General features: G+C 63.9%; 13 protein-coding genes. 5 read left to right on the forward strand and 8 right to left on the reverse strand.

The features are described 5' to 3' along the window. Window positions 1-1,278 (reverse strand): amidohydrolase/deacetylase family metallohydrolase, encoded by a 1,278-nt coding sequence (locus tag GA0061099_RS29875; protein ID WP_036023700.1) that lies wholly within the window; start codon window positions 1,276-1,278, stop codon window positions 1-3. Window positions 1,279-1,438: 160 nt separating this feature from the next. On the opposite strand from GA0061099_RS29875, the gene GA0061099_RS29880 reads away from it, so the two are divergent. Together GA0061099_RS29880 and GA0061099_RS29885 are read left to right on the forward strand one after the other, a co-directional pair. Next, complete coding sequence (locus tag GA0061099_RS29880) at window positions 1,439-1,933, forward strand: MarR family winged helix-turn-helix transcriptional regulator (RefSeq protein WP_225114753.1); 495 nt, start codon at window positions 1,439-1,441, stop codon at window positions 1,931-1,933. 266 nt (window positions 1,934-2,199) lie between these two features. Then, on the forward strand, window positions 2,200-3,618 hold the full coding sequence (locus tag GA0061099_RS29885) for a cytosine permease (RefSeq protein ID WP_074448211.1): 1,419 nt from the start codon (window positions 2,200-2,202) through the stop codon (window positions 3,616-3,618). Between the two features lie 27 nt (window positions 3,619-3,645). On the opposite strand, the gene treZ is transcribed toward GA0061099_RS29885, so the two are convergent. After that, window positions 3,646-5,457 carry a malto-oligosyltrehalose trehalohydrolase gene (treZ, locus tag GA0061099_RS29890; protein WP_036023696.1) on the reverse strand — a complete coding sequence of 604 codons (1,812 nt, stop codon included), beginning with the start codon at window positions 5,455-5,457 and terminating at the stop codon, window positions 3,646-3,648. Between the two features lie 189 nt (window positions 5,458-5,646). On the opposite strand from treZ, the gene GA0061099_RS29895 reads away from it, so the two are divergent. Next, window positions 5,647-5,880 (forward strand): DUF3606 domain-containing protein, encoded by a 234-nt coding sequence (locus tag GA0061099_RS29895; RefSeq protein ID WP_036005232.1) that lies wholly within the window; start codon window positions 5,647-5,649, stop codon window positions 5,878-5,880. A 20-nt stretch (window positions 5,881-5,900) separates the two neighbouring features. Further along, the gene (glgX, locus tag GA0061099_RS29900) at window positions 5,901-8,138 is read left to right on the forward strand and encodes a glycogen debranching protein GlgX (protein ID WP_036023694.1); all 2,238 of its coding nucleotides are present in this window, start codon (window positions 5,901-5,903) and stop codon (window positions 8,136-8,138) included. Window positions 8,139-8,159: 21 nt separating this feature from the next. Here the strand turns inward: glgX and GA0061099_RS29905 are convergent, their stop codons facing one another. Next, on the reverse strand, window positions 8,160-9,356 hold the full coding sequence (locus GA0061099_RS29905; RefSeq protein WP_036005022.1) for an NADH-quinone oxidoreductase subunit D: 1,197 nt from the start codon (window positions 9,354-9,356) through the stop codon (window positions 8,160-8,162). 267 nt (window positions 9,357-9,623) lie between these two features. Between GA0061099_RS29905 and GA0061099_RS29910 the strand changes: the two genes are divergently transcribed. After that, window positions 9,624-10,628, forward strand: a complete 1,005-nt coding sequence (locus GA0061099_RS29910) for a patatin-like phospholipase family protein (RefSeq protein WP_050995902.1) — start codon at window positions 9,624-9,626, stop codon at window positions 10,626-10,628. Here the strand turns inward: GA0061099_RS29910 and GA0061099_RS29915 are convergent. From GA0061099_RS29915 to GA0061099_RS29930, 5 genes are all read right to left on the reverse strand, one after another. Next, complete coding sequence (locus GA0061099_RS29915) at window positions 10,625-11,521, reverse strand: SIR2 family NAD-dependent protein deacylase (RefSeq protein WP_050995899.1); 897 nt, start codon at window positions 11,519-11,521, stop codon at window positions 10,625-10,627. The genes GA0061099_RS29910 and GA0061099_RS29915 overlap by 4 nt on opposite strands. A gap of 48 nt (window positions 11,522-11,569) precedes the next feature. Beyond that, the gene (locus GA0061099_RS29920; RefSeq protein WP_074448196.1) at window positions 11,570-12,007 is read right to left on the reverse strand and encodes an NUDIX hydrolase; all 438 of its coding nucleotides are present in this window, start codon (window positions 12,005-12,007) and stop codon (window positions 11,570-11,572) included. A gap of 79 nt (window positions 12,008-12,086) precedes the next feature. Further along, the gene (locus tag GA0061099_RS29925; RefSeq protein ID WP_036005027.1) at window positions 12,087-12,872 is read right to left on the reverse strand and encodes a succinate dehydrogenase iron-sulfur subunit; all 786 of its coding nucleotides are present in this window, start codon (window positions 12,870-12,872) and stop codon (window positions 12,087-12,089) included. Between the two features lie 14 nt (window positions 12,873-12,886). Beyond that, window positions 12,887-13,051 (reverse strand): hypothetical protein, encoded by a 165-nt coding sequence (locus GA0061099_RS41430; protein WP_156447251.1) that lies wholly within the window; start codon window positions 13,049-13,051, stop codon window positions 12,887-12,889. Beyond that, a complete protein-coding gene (locus GA0061099_RS29930) occupies window positions 13,023-13,529 on the reverse strand; it encodes a DUF2243 domain-containing protein (protein ID WP_036005029.1) in 507 nt (168 codons plus the stop codon). Before GA0061099_RS29930 ends, GA0061099_RS41430 begins: the two co-directional genes overlap by 29 nt. Window positions 13,530-13,887: the final 358 nt, after the last annotated feature.

Below are 13,887 nucleotides of genomic sequence, written 5' to 3' on the forward strand. Positions count from 1 at the left end.
TTATGCCGCGACGGCCTGCGGCAGGATCGGCGCGACCGCGTCGAAGCGGGTGCCGGCGCGCAGGCAGAAGGCTGGCTGCAGCAGGCGCTCGGCAATCACCTCGTTGTTCTCGTTGTCCTTCAGGACGAAACGGCCGTTTCTCTCCGTGAGCACGGAGACGTCGGCGTCCATGCCGATCTTGAGCGCGCCGATCTCGTGGCTGCGGCCAAGCATTCTTGCGGGATTGGCGGTGACCATCGGCACCACCTGTTCCAGCGACAGGCCGAGCGCCATCATCGAGCTCATCGCCTGGACCAGGCTGAACTTGGCCTGACCGGCAAAGGGATGGTTCTCATCGTCCTCGTGCTGGTCGGGCGTTCCGGCCGGCGCGGGCACATGGGTGTTGTAGCCGTGGATGTCGGCGCCGAGCGTGGTCGGAATGATTCCGGCGGCGATCGCCTTCTTCGCGAGCCGATAGGAGAAATGGCTGCCGTGGCCGACGTCGACCTTGAGGCCGCGGTCGAGCGCGGCCTGGATCACCGGATGCACCTCGCCCTCGCGATTGACGAAGCCGCCGGGATGGCGCGTGAAGGGATGAGCGAGGATGTCGCCCTCGCGCAAGAGCGGGATCACGCGGGTGAGGATGGTGTCGGCGTCCTCGCCATTGGCGCCGCTCTCGGGCAGGCCCCAGAGCTGGCCGAAATGCACATAGACCGGCAGGTCGGCGCGCTTGCCGATCTCGGCCGCCATCTCGATCACGCGAATGCCCCAGCGCGCGAAGCCGCCGATCTCGGCATGGGCCTTGATGCCGCGCACGAGATCGAGATTGGCGGTTGCCGCCTTGACGGTCGCATCGATGTCGACGCCGTCGGGGCTGTAGAGCTGCGGATAGAAATGGCCCTCGAGGCCGCCGACGAGATAGGCGGAGATAAACGCATAGACGCGCGAGGCCGAGGCTTCCGCGATGAAATGGCGGAAACCCGGCAGCGTCATGCAGGACGGACCGCCCTGGTCGACCAGCGTGGTCACGCCGGACTGCACCCCGACCATGTCGGGGTTCATGCCGAAACGGCCGGAGACATATTGATAGACGTGCGCGTGGGTGTCGATCAGCCCGGGCAGCACGAGCTTGCCGCTGACATCGGCGACCTCCTTCGCGCTGGTCGGCAGAATGTCGGATGCGACCGCCGCGATCTTGCCATTGCGGATGGCGACGTCCTTGAGGCCATCGACGCCGGAGGCCGGACAGATCACGCGGCCACCCCGGAGCAGAAGATCGAAGCTGGCAGTGACGGACATGGCGCTCTCCTCTTCTTGCGAGGGGCGACGGCTTCGTCCCTCGAATTACGAAGCATGCTTCGCATTTTGACAAAAGCAAGCATCGTGCCATGATCCCGATGTGGCAGGCGCACTCGAATCGAGCTAAGCGCGGCAGGGTTTCGGCTTGGGAGTGTGTGCATTGCGGCAAGCGAAGACACGTCGCGGCGGGACGCGGCACCGCCCCTGGCCCTTGTCGGAACGGCCCGGCTATCTGATCCGCCGGCTGCACCAGATTCACGTCGCGCTGTTTCAGGAAGCCTGCGGCGAATTCGAGGTCACGCCGCTGCAATACAGCCTGCTCTCGGCGCTGGCGGTGCGAGAAACCGCCGATCAGACCACTTTGGCGGCCGATATCGCGCTCGATCGCACTACGACGACCGGTGCGTTGAAGCGTCTCGCGGCGCGCAACCTTGTCGAGCGCGCGGTGAACAAGGACGATCGGCGCGCGCGATTGTGCCGCCTGACGCCGGCCGGCGCCGCGCTGCTGGTTAAAATCGAGGGCGCGGCACGGCGGGCGCATCGCGCAACGCTCGGTGATTTGAGCCAGCGGGAACAGGCCCTCTTCATCGAGATGATGCAGCGCATCGTGGCCGGCCATCCCAGTCGCGACAGCGCCGCTGCCCTATTCGACTAGAGGCGAGTGCTGCGCTTTTGAGTTGGGCTGCTTAATTTATCATCGTACCGCTGCCCGGCCGTGCATCGATCGCCGTCAACCGGCGGCGGGTCCGGTGTGCTGCGGCAGGCCGGCGCGTCGGCATGGCCGGCGCTTAAAAACGCAGTCGCATCCGAGGCGAGCCTCGCTGCGTCCGGCATCGAAACGCGCCCGGCCCGGCCGCTCCGCAACCCATGGCACGATTTATGCTGCGATGATGCGAAGCGTGCTTCGTATTGGGGGATGCCATGACGGATTCCGAACTTCGCGCTGATATTCACAGCATCGAGCCAATTCCCGACGCGGACCGGGACTCCAGCGGGCCGCAGCAGATGTGGATCTGGGCCGGCGCCAACGTCGCGCCGGTGAACTGGGCGCTCGGCGCGCTCGGCATCATCCTCAAGCTCGGCCTGATGGAGACAATCGCGGTTATCGTGCTCGGCAACATCGTGGGCTGCGCGATCTTCGCGACCTTCACGGTGATGGGACACAAGACTGGCGTCAACCAGATGGTGCTGAGCCGGTCCGCCTTCGGCGTCCGCGGCGCCTACCTGCCGAGCATCCTGATGTTCCTGATGACGCTGGGCTGGATCGGCGTGAACACCTATTTCCCGGTCAAGGTCTCGATGGGCATCCTCGGCCAGTTCGGCGTGCCCGACACCTGGCTGGTCGAGATGATCGTCATCACGCTGGTGATGGCGGTGCAGGTGATGATCGGCGTCTACGGCTTCTACGCGATCCGCACCTTCGAGAAGTACACGGTGCCGCCGACCATCGCCATCATGGTGCTGATGAGCGTGCTGGCCTGGACGCGGCCCGGCGTCGTCAACTGGAACCTGACCACCTCGCTGCCGCCCGGCGCGCATCTGGCGATGCTGACGATGCTGATGACCGCAATCGGCGTCGGCTGGGGCATTTCCTGGGTCACCTGGGCCTCCGACTATTCGCGCTTCGTGCCGCGCTCCACGCCGTCGAAAGCCGTGTTCTGGTACAGCTATGTCGGCATGTTCGTGCCGACGGTCTGGCTCGGCATTCTCGGCGCGACCATTGCCTCGACGACGCTGGACACGGATCCCGCCAAGATGGTCAGCGCGGTGTTCGGCGGTCCCGTCAGCATCCTTGTCCTCCTGATGGTGCTGCACGGCCCGATCGCTACCAACATCCTCAACGTCTATTCGGCGGCGCTGGCCGCCTTAAGCGCGGGGCTGAAACTCTCGCGCTTCTGGCTCACCGTCATCGTCGGCGTCGCCGGCTATCTGGTCACCCTCTACTTCATCTTCGCGCCGTCCTTCGCGAAGGCGTTCGACCATTGGATGATCAGCCTGCTGTTGTGGATTAGCCCGTGGGCCGGCGTGGTGCTCGCCGACTTCTTCATCAAGCGCAAGGGCAAGATCGAGGTGGCCGAGCTCTATCGCTCGCCGGAGAGCAGCGCCTATGGCGACATCAACCGGGCCGGCATGATCGCGTTCTTCGCCGGCCTCGTTGCCGGATGGCTGGTGCAGGACGGCCTCGTCAGCGCGCTGCAGGGGCCGATCTCGATCTATCTGCTCGGCGGTGCCGATCTGAGCTGGTTGTTCGGAATCGGCGTGGCGGGCCTCGTCTACCTTGGGCTCGGCAAGTTCGCGACCTCGCCCACACCGGCCGTCGCGAGCCGTGCCGGCAGCTAGCCTGAGAGCGCTGAACCTCGTCTGTCGTCAGCGCTTGCGGCCAAGCCTCACGATCATGTCGCCGGGCCCAAGTGCTCCGGCGTCATGAGAGTGCAATCGCCACAGGCTCTCGCCGTCGACCAGCGAGGGCATCGGCAGTTCGAGGTCGGCGAGATTGGCGACAATCTGCAGAACGTCGCCCTGCTCGGTCTGCCAGCGCACATCCACGCCGCCCATGCTGGGATCCGCGCCGAGCAATTCTCGCTGCGCCGAAACGAACCCGCGTTTGATCAGCGGCACGATCTTCTCGCGCCGGATCGTCAACAACTGCGTCGTCAGTGCTCGGAACCTGGTGCCGGAAGGCGATTGCTCGATGCTGGTCCAGTCCAGCTTGGAGGCGCGGAAGGTTCTTTCGTCGCACGGGTCCGGGATTCCGGCGCGCGTTTCGGGCGTCGCGAACGCCTTGAAGTGTGAAAACTCCTTGCGGCGGCCTTCCCGTGTCAGTTCGGCGGCTTCGCCCGACCAGTCGGCGAAGAACAGGAAGGGCGTTTCGGCTGCCGCTTCCTCGCCCATGAACAGCATTGGAATATGCGGGCTGAGCAGAACCAGTGCGAGGGCCAGCTCCAGCTTGTCCGGACCGGCCAACCGCGACAGCCGCTCCCCGAAAGCGCGGTTGCCGACCTGGTCGTGGTTCTGGGCGAAGAAGATGGTCGCTTCGGGCGGCAGATGAGCGCTCGGCTCGCCGCGCGGCGCCTGGTGCAGGGGAAACACCTCGCCCTGATAGGCAAAGCCCTCGGTGAGGGATCGCGCCAAATGCTCGAGCGGCTTGTCCGCAAACGCCCGGTAATAACCTTCGTCCTCGCCCGTGAGCAGGACGTGGAGCGCATTGTGGAAGTCGTCGCCCCATTGCGCATCGTAGTACGTCGCTCGACCCTGCGAACGCGCGAGCAGGTGCGCCTGATTGGCCTCGTTCTCCAGCATCAGATGGATGCGCCGGCCCGCCAGCTGGCTGCGCAGGGTCTCGGCGAGCTCGACCAGGAAATGACGTTTCGAGTCGTCCTTCAGTGCATGAACGGCATCGAAGCGCAGGCCGTCGAACCCATAATCGCGCAGCCACATCAGGGCATTCTCGATCAGAAACCCGCGCACGAACGCGCCGTCGGCTCCTTCGAGGTTGACGGCGGGCCCCCACCCGGTGGTGTGGCGCGGGTTGAAGAAGTTCTCCGCATAGAGATGCAGATAGTTCAGCTGCGGCCCGAAATGGTTATAGACGACGTCGAGATAGACCATGAGGTCAAGGGCATGCGCCGCGCGCAGCAGCCGCTTGAGATCCTCCGGCCGGCCATAGCGGGCATTCGGCGCGTTCAGGAGCACGCCGTCATAGCCCCAATTGTGCCGCCCGGGGACGTCGTTGAGCGGCATCAGCTCGATGGCGGTGATGCCGAGATCGCGAAGATAAGGCAGCTTCTTCTCGACGCCGGCATAGGTCCCCTCCTCGCTGAACGTGCCGACATGCAGCTCGTAGATCACGGCTTCCGCCCAGGGACGGCCCGGATAGAGCACCGGGTCCCTCAACGCGGCCATGTCGACCACCTCGCTCGGCGCGCCGACGTCGTCCGGCTGGAAGCACGAGGCGGGATCGGGCACGACGAGGTCTTGGTTGATCCTGAACTGATAGCGCGTGCCGGCGCGCGCAGTTTGGCTCAATAGCTGATACCAGCCGTCCGCATCGCGCGGCATCTTGCGTGGCGGCTGGCCGATTTCGAGCAGCTCGACCGATCGCGCCGTCGGCGCCCACAGGTTGAACGAGACCCCATGATCGACGATCTGAGGACCATGGCGCCGATTTTGCTCGGCCATTCCCAGCCTCTGATTCAAGCCCGTCCCCTTTCGCCGCATGCCCGCTTCGGCATGCAATTGCGCACGTCGGGGCGACAAAGCGGAGCGGTGTGCGTTCGTTCCTGCACGGCGCCGACGCCGGACATTTGCAGCGCAACGGGAACGGAATCAGCAGCGCGACGGTTACCACCCCAGAAAGGAGCCGTGGCCATGCGCCGCCCGAAGCCGCAACTGATCCGCAACAAGCTCGACCTGACCGACCGCGCCCAGGTGCGCCTCGTCAAGAAACGGCTCGGACTTTCGGACGCTGAGCTGATCGCGATCGTCGGGCGGATCGGCAACTCCATTCCGGCCATCAGCAAGGAGGCGGCTCTGCAAAAAGCCAACGCGCCGTCCAAGCCGGCCGACGTGGAGCCCACCGCCGCGACTGCGCCGACATCCTGACGGGCAACTCGGGGGCAGAGATGGACCAGCCAGCACATTCAGACGACGCCCTGACGCGGACGGCCTCACGCCTGCGCCGCACCCGGATCACCGAAGGCAGACCTTTCCCGCTCGGCGCCACCTGGGATGGCCTCGGCGTCAATTTCGCGCTGTTCTCCGCCCACGCCAACAAGGTCGAGCTCTGCCTGTTCGACGATGCCGGCGAAACGGAACTCGAGCGCATCGAGCTGCCCGAATTTACCGACGAGGTCTGGCACGGCTATCTGCCCTCCGCCCGGCCCGGCACTGTCTACGGCTATCGCGTCCACGGCCCTTACGAACCCGACGCCGGCCACCGCTTCAACCCCAACAAGCTTGTGCTCGATCCCTACGCCAGGCAGCTGGTTGGCCAGCTCCGCTGGGGGCCGGAGCTGTTCGGCTACCAACTCGATCACGCCGACAAGGACCTGTCATTCGACGAACGCGACAGCGCGCCCTTGATGCAAAAATGCCGCGTCATCGATCCCGCCTTCACCTGGGGCGTGGCGCGCAAGCCGGAAGTGCCGTGGGAGCGCACGATCGTCTACGAGATGCACGTCAAGGGCTTCACCCAGCTGCATCCGCTGGTGCCGGAAGCCGATCGCGGCACGTTCTCGGGCCTGGCACATTCGGAAATCCCGGCTTACTTGCGCTCGCTCGGCATCACCAGCGCCGAGCTGCTGCCGATCCATGCGTTCGTCGACGACAGCTATCTGGTCGAGAAAGGCCTGCGCAATTACTGGGGCTACAATTCCATCGCCTTCTTCGCTCCTGATCCGCGCTACCTGAAGGCGACGTCTGCGAACGAATTCAAGGCCATGGTCAACCAGTTTCACGCCCATGGCATCGAGGTCATTCTCGACGTCGTCTACAATCATACCGCCGAAGGCAACGAGCTCGGCCCGACCCTGTCGTTCAAGGGCATCGACAATGCCAGCTATTACCGCCTGCTGCCGGACAAGAAACGCTACTACATCAACGACACCGGCACCGGAAACACCGTCAATCTCTCGCATCAGCGTGTGCTGCAACTCGTCGCTGATTCTTTGCGCTACTGGGCGACAGAGATGCGGGTCGACGGCTTCCGTTTCGATCTCGCCACCATCCTGGCGCGCGAGCCCTATGGCTTCGATGAAGGCGGCGGCTTTCTCGACGCCTGCCGCCAAGATCCCGTGCTCTCCAGCGTCAAGCTGATCGCGGAACCCTGGGATATCGGGCCCGGCGGCTATCAGGTCGGTCAGTTTCCGCCGGGCTGGGCCGAGTGGAACGACAAGTTCAGGGACACGGTGCGCGCCTTCTGGAAGGGCGATCCGGGCACGCTGGCCGACGTCGCCAAGCGCGTTTCGGGCTCCGGCGACCTCTTCAACAAGCGCGGACGCCGGCCCTGGGCCAGCGTCAATTTCGTCACCGCGCATGACGGCTTCAACCTCAACGATCTCGTCTCCTACAACGACAAGCACAACGAGGCGAATGGCGAGGACAATCGCGACGGTCACGACAACAACCATTCCTGGAATTGCGGCGTCGAAGGGCCGACCAACGACGCCGAGATCACCGCCTTGCGCGAGCGCCAGAAGCGGAATCTGCTGGCAACGATGCTGCTGTCCCACGGTACGCCGATGCTGCTCGCGGGCGACGAGTTCGGGCACACCCAGAACGGCAATAACAATGCTTACGCCCAGGACAACGAGACCACCTGGCTCAATTGGATGGGCATCACCGCGAACGGCCGCAGCCTGCGCGAGTTCGTGCGCAAGCTGATCGCCACCCGCAAGGCGTTTCCGATCCTCTACCGCAGCCGCTTCCTGGTCGGCTCGCACAACGAGGAGCTCGACGTCAAGGACGTCACCTGGCTCTCGCCGTCCGGCGAGGAGATGACGACGGAGCAATGGCAGGACGGCAATGCGAAGTGCTTCGGCATGCTGCTCGACGGCCGCGCGCAGGAGACCGGGATCAAGCGCCGCGGCTCGGATGCGACCATGCTGCTGGTCTACAACGCGCACCACGACGTCGTGAATTTCACCCTGCCGGAGGTCACCGACGGACGCAGCTGGCTCGGCCTGATCGACACCAATCGGCCCGACGCGCCGATGGCCGAGTTCGAGTTCGGGCATGCTTACGCGGTGACCGCGCGCTCGCTCGTGGTGTTCGGCCTTGCCAACGACAGCATCGCGACGCGGCGCCTCCGCCAAGGCCTCGGCGCGCTGCTGGACATCGCCGACACGCCTCTGCCCGAGTAGGTGCGTGCCGGCCGTTCACGATCAGCGATCGACTTCGCCGAACACGATGTCCAGCGAGCCCAGGATCGCCGAGACGTCCGCTAGCAAATGCCCTTTGCAGAGGAAATCCATCGCTTGCAGATGGGCGAAGCCGGGCGACCTGATCTTGCACTTGTAGGCGGTGTTGGTCCCATCCGCGACGAGAAACACGCCGAATTCGCCCTTGGGCGCCTCGACGGCGACGTAGATTTCGCCGGGGGGAACATGGAAGCCCTCGGTGTAGAGCTTGAAGTGATGGATCAGCGCCTCCATCGACCGCTTCATCTCACCGCGCCGGGGCGGCGCGACCTTGTTGTCCTGCACGATCACCGGGCCGCCGCCGTCCGGCGACTTCAGCTTCTCGATGCACTGCTTCATGATGCGGACGGACTGCCTCATCTCCTCCATGCGAATGAGATAACGGTCGTAGCAGTCTCCGTTCTTGCCGATGGGGATGTCGAAATCCATCTCCGCATAGCAGTCGTAAGGCTGCGCCTTGCGCAAATCCCAGGCGGCGCCCGAGCCGCGCACCATCACGCCCGAAAATCCCCACGCCCAGGCCTGCTCCAGCGTCACCCTGCCGATATCCACGTTGCGCGCCCTGAAGATCCGGTTGAGCGTTAGCAAGCGGTCGAGATCATCCACGACTTTCAGAAACGGATCACACCAGGCCTCGATGTCGTCGATCAGCTTGGGCGGCAGATCCTGGTGCACGCCGCCCGGCCGGAAATAATTGGCATGCATCCGGCTGCCGGAGGCGCGCTCGTAGAACACCATGAGCTTCTCGCGCTCTTCGAAGCCCCACAGCGGCGGGGTCAAGGCGCCGACGTCCATGGCCTGGGTGGTGACGTTCAGAAGGTGCGAGAGGATGCGGCTGATCTCGTGATAGAGCACCCTGATGAGCTGGCCGCGGCGCGGCACCTCAATGCCGATCAGCCGTTCGATGGCGAGGCAGAAGGCATGTTCCTGGGTCAGCGGAGCGACGTAGTCGAGCCGGTCGAAATAGGGAATGGCCTGGAGATAGGTCTTGGCCTCGATCAGCTTTTCGGTGCCGCGGTGCAGAAGGCCGATATGCGGATCGACGCGCTCGACGACTTCGCCGTCCAGCTCGAGCACCAGCCGCAACACCCCGTGCGCGGCGGGATGTTGAGGACCGAAGTTGATGGTGAAGTTTCTGAGGCTCGGAGATTGTTCTGGCATCCCGCTTCCGGTCGGAGCTGTCGCAGCCGTCACCTTAGCCGCGATCTGCAGCGACCGGCTTCACACAGGTTAACGGCTCGCCGCAAAGGGCGGCCATGCGTGCCGTTTGAGCCTTTGGAACACGGCATCAAGAGCCGCGTTCAATTGTCGACATTGGAGCTTTGAGATGAATGTCGATTGCTCGCCGCCGCTCTCGCGATCAATCTTCGCTATTGCGGGAGATACCGGTGATCGGCGCGACCACCCGACCGGCAATTGGCGCCCGTCTTGACCGACCGTGCAGCTGAGCCTGGCGGCACAGCCGAGCGTCCTCTCACCGCCATCACGTTCTCCGGCGGGCTCGGCCTCGGCGCCTATCATGGCGGTGTGTTTGAAGCCCTCAGTTCGCTTCGGCTGCCGATCGACTGGGTGACCGGTTCGTCGGCCGGGGCCATCACGGCCGCGCTGATCGCGGGGAGCCCGTGCGACGATCGGCTGCGCAATTTACGCAGCTATTGGCATGCCCCAAGCAGTCCAGCCGACGTGCCGAACGCGGGCCGCCATACTTTCGCGTGGCTGAGCTCGATCAGTACGCGCGTGCTGGGTCATTCCGGTTTCTTCCACCCCCGCCTCCCCATTCCGGCGTCTCACTACGGCGGCATCTACGATCTCGGCCCGACCCGCCAAGGCCTGCAGCGCTTGATTGATTTCGGACGTCTGAATGGCGGCGATCTGCGCATCACGATCTGCGCCACCGATGTCGAAAGCGGCGATGCCGTGTTGTTCGACTCCGCATCGGAGCGGATCGAAATGGACCATATCCTGGCCAGCTGCGGCTTTCTCCCCGAATTCGCTCCGGTGCAGATCGCCGGCCGCTGGCTCGTCGACGGCGGGTTCTCGCTGAACGCGCCGTTCGATCCGATCCTGGAGACTGCAGGCCCGCTCCGCCTCTATGTGATCGATCTGTTTCCGCGCGACGGCAAAGTCCCCGATGGGCTCGAGGCCGCCTCCGAGCGCAAGAGCGACCTGACCTTCGGCAACCAGACCTTCCAGCGCCTCGGCTACGCTCTGGAGGCCCGTCAGCTCCGCGCCGAGCTTCAGGACCTCCACTACAAGGACGAGGTCTATCTCCTGAGCTACCGGCCGGGCCGCGAGGAGGCCGGGCCGGAAAAATCCTTTGATCTGTCGGAGACGGCCATGGCGCAGCGCTGGCGCGCCGGCTTTCTGGATATGCAATATGCCGCAAGCCTCACTCTAGCCCCGAACGAGATCTGCAGCGTGCGGCGGCCCTAGCGATGTCTCTCGGTGTCGGGACCCGAGCTAGGCGCGGTCCTGCCGTCAAGCCGCTCGCGAATGTCGTGCAGCAGCCGCCTGAGACCGTCATCGGCAGCCATACCCTCGGGCGGGGCGATGGTGGTGATGCCCCAGTTGGCGAGCACCGCCTCCTGCACCGGATTGCGCTGCGCGACGAATACGAAGGATCGCGGCCGGTCCTGGCTGTGCCCGGACTCGTCCCAGATCTGCCAGATCCGGTGCAGCAGCAGCCGGATGTTCGGATCGGACATGCTGTATCCGACGAAGAGCAGCGTGCTTCCCAGCGCATCGGCGCGAAAGCGGATATCGAGCGGGGAATTGAAGGCGAGCCGGTTGAGAAAATCGGTCTCGGTCAGAACCAGCGAAGCATCGTCATCGAAGTCGCCGTGGAATTTGATGATGTGGGTGACGCCGGCGCGAGCGCTCGCGATCTCCTTCGCGTTGCTGATCTTCGCAAAGGGCTTGTTCAGCACGTCGAACGCGGTTTCGAGGTTGCGGTCGTAATTAGTGGTGTAGATGACCGGAAAATCCAGCTCGACGATCATCCGGTGCAGCTCTGAAGCGGCGATCTTCTCGGGGTCGACACGCCAATTGCGGTCGAGCCAGCTGCGCAGCGGGCCGATCCCGCCGCGCTTGATCCGATAATATTCCGCAAGCATCTGATAGCCGCCATGCATTCCGTCGATGACGTTGCGTTCGAGGCCCAGATCGTCCAAGAGATGATCAATCAGGGACTGCCAGGACGGCAGGCCGACGGCCATCGAGACACCGGCGCCCACGAACAAGACGGCGCGGCGTCGCTCGATCGCCGCTGCCAGGATGTCGTGAGGCGGCCGCTCCTCCGATATGAGCCCCGTGGTTTGTTGGTCCATCAAGCTTGAATGATTGGGCGCGCGACGTGTTCCTAATCCCGGCCCCCCTCACCAGCCGAGCTGCGAGGATGTCTCGCGCGCCGTCTGCGCCGCGAACCGGGCGATCAGGCGCCGGAGCTGCGCCTTGTGCACCAGGCGCGCCGCCGTCTTGGGCGAGACCCAGATCGCCTCCCGCTCGCCCTTCTCGGGCCACCAGCGCTGGCGCCCGTGCACCTTCATGGGGAAGACGGCAACGTTCATGGTCCGCTTGCGATCACCTTTTCGCTTGCGATGCTTGAAGCTGCCCAGTGCGCGCGTGGCCACGACACCGACCAGGCCCGCCTCCTCATAGGCTTCGAGCGCAGCCGTCAGGTGCGGCTCCTTGTTGCGCATCGGCGATCCCTTTGGGACGCTCCACCTGCGCTTGCGCCTGGTCGTGATCAGCATCACCCGCAGCTCGGACTTGTCCAGCCGAAACGGCAGAGCGGCAAATTGCTTCTTTCCCATCAGGCGCCTCCAACTCGCGTCTGATAAGCGAGCGCCGCGGCCATGGTTCCTGTTTTGCGCAGTGGCGTCTCGCTCGCGATCAGAACTTCCGCTCGACCATCTTGAGCCGCAGAGCCGAAATGGCTTCTCCGGGATTGAGGCCCTTTGGGCATGCTTTCGCGCAATTCAGAATGGTGTGGCAGCGATAGATCCTGAAGGGATCCTCGAGCATGTCGAGGCGTTCGCCGGTGGCTTCGTCCCGGCTGTCATTGATCCAGCGCGCCGCCTGGATCAGGGCTGCCGGCCCGAGAAAACGCTCGGAATTCCACCAATAGCTCGGGCATGAGGTCGAGCAGCACGCGCAGAGAATACACTCGTACAATCCGTCGAGTTTCGCCCGATCCTCGTGGCTTTGCCGCCATTCCTTCTGCGGCGTGGGGGACGTGGTCTGCAGCCACGGCTCGATGAGTGCGAGCTGCGCGTAGAAGTTGGTCAGATCCGGCACCAGGTCCTTCACCACCGGCTGATGCGGCAGGGGAAGCACGCGGAGCGGCTCGCCTTCCGCAACATCCTCGTTCATCGACCTCGTGCATGCCAGCGTGTTCTGGCCGGCGATGTTCATCGAGCAGGAGCCGCAAACGCCCTCTCGGCAGGATCGCCTGAAGGTCAGGGTCGAGTCGATGTTGTTCTTGATCCAGATCAGCCCGTCCAGCACCATCGGCCCGCAATCCGTCTGATCGACGAAATAGGTGTCGAGCCTGGGATTGCGGCCATCGTCCGGATTCCAGCGATAGACCTGAAATTCCCGCAAGCTCTTGCCGGCCGGCTTTGGCCAGACCACCCCCTGCTCGATGCGGGAGTTTCTTGGAAGCCTGAACTCCACCATGGTCACCTCCGCGCTCAGACCGGCGAAAAACAGCGCAACTGCAAGAGATCGTCGACGGAGAGGCCGAACAGCACTGGCCGAAACGCCGGCGCCGTCGCGAGCACGAGCAGCAGCAGAAACATCACGTAGACCAGAGCCGGCGGCGTGTTTCTAACGAGCCTGTAAGCTGCCTTTCGCATGCACTCCCTCCTGCGCGCCCGCGCGTGCCATGGCAACGCCCATGACGATCATCGCAGCTCCCCACAGCAGGAAGCCGATATCCCAGAAAATGCGCTGGCCGTCGGGCACGGTCTCGTTCACCTGATGCAATCTCAGGATCTGGTGATCGATCACGCCTTCGACGAGATTGAAGATGCCCCACCCGATCAGGATCGTCCCGAGACACTGCGAGCGGGACCACCGCGGCGCGCCTCGGCGTGCCCGCTGCCATAACAGATAAAGCCCAGCGAGTACGAGGACATAGGCGGTACTGTGAAAGATGCCGTCCCAAGTCGTATTGAGGGTGATGTTCTCGATGGAATCGAGCGGATACCAGCCGCTTAACATATGATGCCATTGCAGCAGCTGATGAAAGACGATGCCGTCGAAGAATGCGCCGAGGCCAAGTCCGAGAAGGACGCCTGCGGACGTCGGGAAATTGCTTTGTCTGTCTTGCATGTGGTGAACTCGTGCGCGGCTCGGCACTTCCGATGCGGAATTAAGCCATGCTAGACGGACACGTTCCTATGGCGATCAGCATCTCACTGGGATCGAGCTTGCGATCAATCGTGCCAATTGATCGAGACTAACATGCGTTAAGGCGAGCGAGACGTTCGTCGGCACGCGTGCGCGATTGGTCATCGGCTTCATTCCCGATAGGAACGTTCGATATCACGCTGCGTCTGTCGCTCACATGTTGGAGATGCACATGCCGAGAAGATCGTTCTTGCTTGCTTTGGGTGGCCTCGGATTGTCGACCCTGAGTAACCTCAGGGAAATCGCATAGCGCGTAGCGACGGAAGCCAGAGAGGCGATC

It is taken from the genome of Bradyrhizobium yuanmingense, from assembly GCF_900094575.1.
GTDB lineage: Bacteria > Pseudomonadota > Alphaproteobacteria > Rhizobiales > Xanthobacteraceae > Bradyrhizobium > Bradyrhizobium yuanmingense.